Origin of the sequence: Actinomadura rubrisoli (assembly GCF_004349215.1) — a bacterium.
Taxonomy (GTDB): Bacteria; Actinomycetota; Actinomycetes; order Streptosporangiales; family Streptosporangiaceae; genus Spirillospora; species Spirillospora rubrisoli.
The window spans coordinates 1-4904 of record NZ_SMKU01000504.1; the positions used below are offsets into that span (position 1 = coordinate 1).

The following is a 4904-nucleotide window of genomic DNA, read 5'->3' on the forward strand; positions in this document are numbered from 1 at the left end:
GGGGCGGGGGCTCGCCGGGGACGTAGGGCGCGGGTGCCGCGGGCGCGAGCCGTCCGACCAGGTCGGCCGCGACCTCGCGCGCCGAGCGGATGAGAAGCGAGCGGTCCAGCCGTCCGCCCCACCGGCCCGACAACAGCTCGGCGCCCTTCGGGTCGAGCGCGAGCCCGCCCATGACGGTGACGGGCGTCGGCGGATGCCCCGGCTCGGCGCCGACGTCGGCCGCGGAATGGCCGCGGCCACGCGCGCCCGCGACGATGCGGTCGACCTCGGCGATCGAGCCGCGGAAGTCGCGCGGGTCGGCGAGCACGAGCACGCCGACGGGCGGCCCGCCGCGCAGCTCCCCCGACAGCGCCGCGACGCGCTCGCGCAGGTGCGCGACCTGCTCCAGGGTGGCCCGCGTCAGCAGGACGACCAGGTCGGCCTCGCGCAGCAGCTCCAGCAGCGGCGTGTCGGCGCCGAGCCGCCCGCAGTCGGCGATCACGTCGACCGGGGCGAGCCCGGCGAACGCGCGGCCGAGCGGCCCCCACAGCCAGGTCAGGGCCTGCGCCTGCTCGGCGTTGGTCAGGCCGACGAGCACGTCGAGGCCGCCGACCAGCCGCTGGCAGTGCTCGGCGACCTGGTCGGGCCGCAGGCCGCGGCGGGCGGTGGCGGCGAGGCTGAGCAGCCCGCGGGACGGGTTGAGCATCCCGCCGTCCCGGTCCTCGGAGGCGTCGCTCGCCGTGGACGGCGCCGCGGCGGGCAGCCGGTACACCAGGTCGCCGCCCGCCTGGTCGCACTCGGCGACCAGCACCGGGCGCGGCCACACGGCTCCGAGGGCAACGGCCGCGGTGGTGACGCCCGGTGCCCCCTTGTCGGCCGCGAGCGCGATGAGTGCCACGGTCAGTTCCCGCCTGGTCCTGTGCCTGGTCCTGTACCGGCGCCAGTGCCGGTGCCTGTTCCGTCGCCGGTGCCGGGCGGGTTCTGCTCGGTGCCGCCGGTGCCGGGCACTTGCTTCTCCGGCTTCTGCGGCGGGGTGGACGCGGCGGGCGGCTGGTTCGGCGCGACCTTCGTCCCGTCCGGGACCAGGGCGAGCGCGACCGTCCCGGCGGAGGCGGCCTGGGCGAGCAGCGCCGCGTCGGCCGGCAGGACCGCGACGTCCACGATGGTGAGGTCGGAGCGCAGCCGGTCGCCGCCGCCCCGGCCGGCGCCGATGACGATCGCGTCCGAGGCCAGCACCGTCCCGGCCCGGGGGCCGCCGCCCGTCCCGCCGCCCACCGCGTACAGGGTCACCCGCTTGCCGATGTCGACGCCGCGCGCGGGCAGCTGCCCCGGCTTGAGCGCGAGCCCGACGACGAGCCGCCCCTTCGCGGCGCTGTCGGACGGGCTGATCATGGAGTTGGTCAGCAGCGCGCCTTTGACGAGCGGGACGGCGGCGTAGTACTTGCCCACGTTCTGCCGCTCGGACCAGTTGATGTACTGGATGCCGGTGTCGCCGACCTGGACCTCTTCGAGCGCGCCCGGCGGGATCCGCTGCCCCGCGGCGACGGGCTGCGCGATCCGGATCGCCGACACCCGCTGGCCGCTGGCCATGACGAGGTAGGCGCTGGCGAGGGCGCCGCCGAGGATGAGCAGCACCGCGAGCGCGGCGAGGGCGGGCTTGCGCTCGCGCGGCGACGTGGGAAGCCGCTGCCCGCCGGAGGTGCCGAGTCCCGAACGGCCGAGCCCCGCCGTACCGCCGGGCGGGCTCGCCGGGGCGCCGCCGGCGACGGCCGACTGGTTGGACTTCATCGCACTCGCCACGTGCTCCTTCCCACCCCCCGGGGACCCCGCGCAGCGCGATCCCCGCATCATCGAGCGATCCATGCTTGCGGGGCCGACGACGCCACGTCAATGGATTCGCGGAGGTGAAGCGGTCTTATGCGACCGGGGCCGCGATGACCTGCGCATCCGCCGGACACTTCGCCACTTACCACCAGTCACACCCGTCACTGACCCCATCATGGACGGGTGTGGCGGGGCCGGAAAGGGCGGCAGCGCCCCGGTTCCGGACGGCCGAGTAATTAAGCTGGCCCCGGCGGCGGCGCCGTCCCCGACGCGGCGCACGATGGAGGGCTCTGATGCGGATCTCGTTCACGGCGCTGACCGGCGGCGGACCACGGGACGTCGTGATCAACGTCGATACCGGGGTCACCGTCGACGGGGTGGCGCGCTCGCTGTCCGCCGCCCTGGACGGGCGGGCGCACGGCGGGCAGCCGCCGGCTGGACAAGCACAGCGCGTCCCGGCCCAGGGCGTCCCGGCGCCGCGCTTCAGCAAGAACGCGCTCGGATCGTCCAGACCCGCGTCCCCGACCGCCTCCGCGGCGCGCAAGGCGCTGTGGGTGGACGGGCGGATGCTCGACCCGCAGGCCCTCGCCGTCAAGGAACTGCGGGACGGCGCGGTCGTGGCGGTCGAGCAGCGCGGCGCCGCGGCGACCGTTCTCGCGGAGCCGACCGGGCTGGTGGAGGTGCGCGTCGTCGGCGGCCCCGCCGCGGGGTCGGTGCACCGGCTCGGGCTCGGCGTCAGCACGATCGGGTCCGGTGACGACGTGGACGTCAGCCTGCGCGACCCGTCCATCCCCGCCCGGTCGCTGCGCCTGACGGTCGGGCTCGACACCGTCCAGGTCGAGCCGTCCGCGATGACGGCCCGGGGCGCCGAGGTCGACGGATGCCCCCTGACCGAGAAGGCCGACTGGCCGCCCGGCGGCATGCTGACCGTCGGCGCCAGCGTCCTGACGCTCGCGCCGAGCGCCGCCCCCGACACCCACCTGGAGCCGCTGCCCGAGGGCGGCCTGGCGTTCAACCGCCCGCCCCGGCTGACGCCGGGGCACCGCGTCCGGAAACTGGAGGTCCCGAAGCGCCCCGAACGCAACCCCCGCGAGCGGCTCCGGCTGTTCGGCGCCATCCTGTTCTCGGTGTTCGGCCTCGTCATGGCGTTCGGGATGGGCCAGTGGTGGTGGGCGCTGTTCGCGCTCGCCTGGCCGGTGATGACGGTCGGCGAGTGGATCGGCGACCGGATGCACGGGCGCAAGTCGTACAAGAAGGCGCTGAAGGAGTACCACCGCAAGTCCGGCGAGTTCGACGGCGAGCTTGAGCGGCTGCGGCGCGAGGACCAGGCCGAACGCCGCGCGCTGTACCCCGACCCGGCCGAGGTGCTGCTCACCGCGACGGGCCCGCGGCGGCGCCTGTGGGAGCGGCGCGGCGACGACCCCGACGCGCTCCACCTGCGGCTCGGCCTCGCCGACCTGCCCGCCCGCATCGAGCTGGCCGGCGACGCGGGCGAGATCCCGATCCCCACCTCGCGGCAGGTGCCGGTGGCCCTGCCGCTGGCCGAGCTGGGCGTCCTGGGGCTGACCGGCCCGCGTCCCGCGTCCCGCGCGCTGGCCCGCTGGCTGGTCGCGCAGGCCGCCGCCCTGCACAGCCCCCGCGACCTGGCCATCGTCGTGCTGTCCACCGACCAGGAGTCCGGGGACGAGTGGAACTGGGTCCGCTGGCTGCCGCACTGCGCGCCGCGCGAAGGCGAGGACTGCACCGCCCTCGTCGGCACCGACCCCGAGTCGGTCGCGCACCGCATCACCGAGCTGGCGATCCGCGTCACCGAAAGGCGCCGTGCCGCGCAAGCGGGTTCGGGGTTCTTCGGTCAGGGCAATCCCGATTCCATCCCGTACAACATCCTCATCGTGCTGGACGGGGCGCGCGCGCTGCGCCGCATCCCGGGCATGCCCATGCTCCTCGCGCGCGGCTCCGAATACGGCCTGTACGCCATCTGCGTGGACGACGAGGAACGCCTCCTGCCCGAAGAATGCAGCGCCGTCGCGGCCTGGGACCCGCAGTACCCATCGTTCGTCCACCTGCGCGGTCAAGGGCTGGACGCGCTGGGCCCCGTGCTCGCCGACCAGGTATCCCCCTCATGGACCGACCGGGTGGCGCGCGCGCTGGCCCCCGTCCGGGACGTCTCCCGCGAAGACGCCGAAGAGTCCATCCCCGCGAACGTACGTCTGCTCGACCTCCTCGACATGCCCGAACCCACCGCCGAGCACGTCATGCACTCTTGGACGCGCACCGGGGGACGCACCACCCGCGTCCCCATCGGCGTGGGCAGCGGGAGCCGTCCGGGCCATCCCCAACAGCTCTACGAAATCGACCTGCGCGCAGATGGACCCCACGGTCTCATCGCCGGAACCACGGGCGCGGGCAAGTCCGAACTCCTGCAAACCCTCATCGCGTCCCTCGCCGTGGCGAACCGTCCCGACGAGATGACGTTCGTGCTCATCGACTACAAGGGCGGCGCCGCGTTCAAGGACTGCGCCCGCCTGCCCCACACCGTCGGGATGGTCACCGACCTGGACGGTCACGCCACAGAGCGCGCGCTGGAATCCCTCGCCGCCGAGCTCCGGCGCCGCGAGGAGATCCTCCTGGAGTCGGGCGCCAAGGACCTCGACGACTACAACGATCTGCGCCCGTCCGACCCGGACCTGCCCACCGTGCCGCGGCTCGTCCTGGTCATCGACGAGTTCGCCGCGATGGTCACCGAACTGCCCGACTTCGTCGCCGGGCTGGTCGACATCGGCCGCCGCGGCCGCTCCCTCGGCGTCCACCTGATCCTGGCGACCCAGCGTCCCGCGGGCGTCGTCACCGCCGACATCCGCGCCAACACCAACCTGCGCATCGCCCTGCGCGTCACCGACCCGGACGAGTCGACCGACGTCATCGACTCCGCAGAGGCCGCGCAGATCTCCAAGTCCACCCCTGGCCGCTGCTACGTCCGCTCTGGCGCGTCCTCCCTCCACGCCGTCCAGTCGGCCCGGATCGGAGGCCGCCGCCCCGGCGTCAGCGACCGCCGCACCACCGTCCTGCCCCTGCCCTGGCAGGGCCTCGGCCGCCCCCTC

At 74.9% G+C, this 4904-nt stretch carries 3 protein-coding genes; 1 reads left to right on the plus strand and 2 read right to left on the minus strand.

Going from position 1 to position 4904, the window contains the following annotated elements:
- The coding region (locus tag E1298_RS44045; protein ID WP_131903327.1) for a hypothetical protein at window positions 1-877 on the minus strand (877 nt) is incomplete at its 3' end.
- Window positions 878-879: 2 nt separating this feature from the next.
- A complete protein-coding gene (locus E1298_RS44050) occupies window positions 880-1779 on the minus strand; it encodes a hypothetical protein (RefSeq protein ID WP_207945217.1) in 900 nt (299 codons plus the stop codon).
- 317 nt (window positions 1780-2096) lie between these two features.
- Between E1298_RS44050 and E1298_RS44055 the strand changes: the two genes are divergently transcribed.
- A partial coding sequence (locus E1298_RS44055) for an FtsK/SpoIIIE domain-containing protein (RefSeq protein WP_279499671.1) occupies window positions 2097-4904 on the plus strand: 2808 nt, incomplete at its 3' end.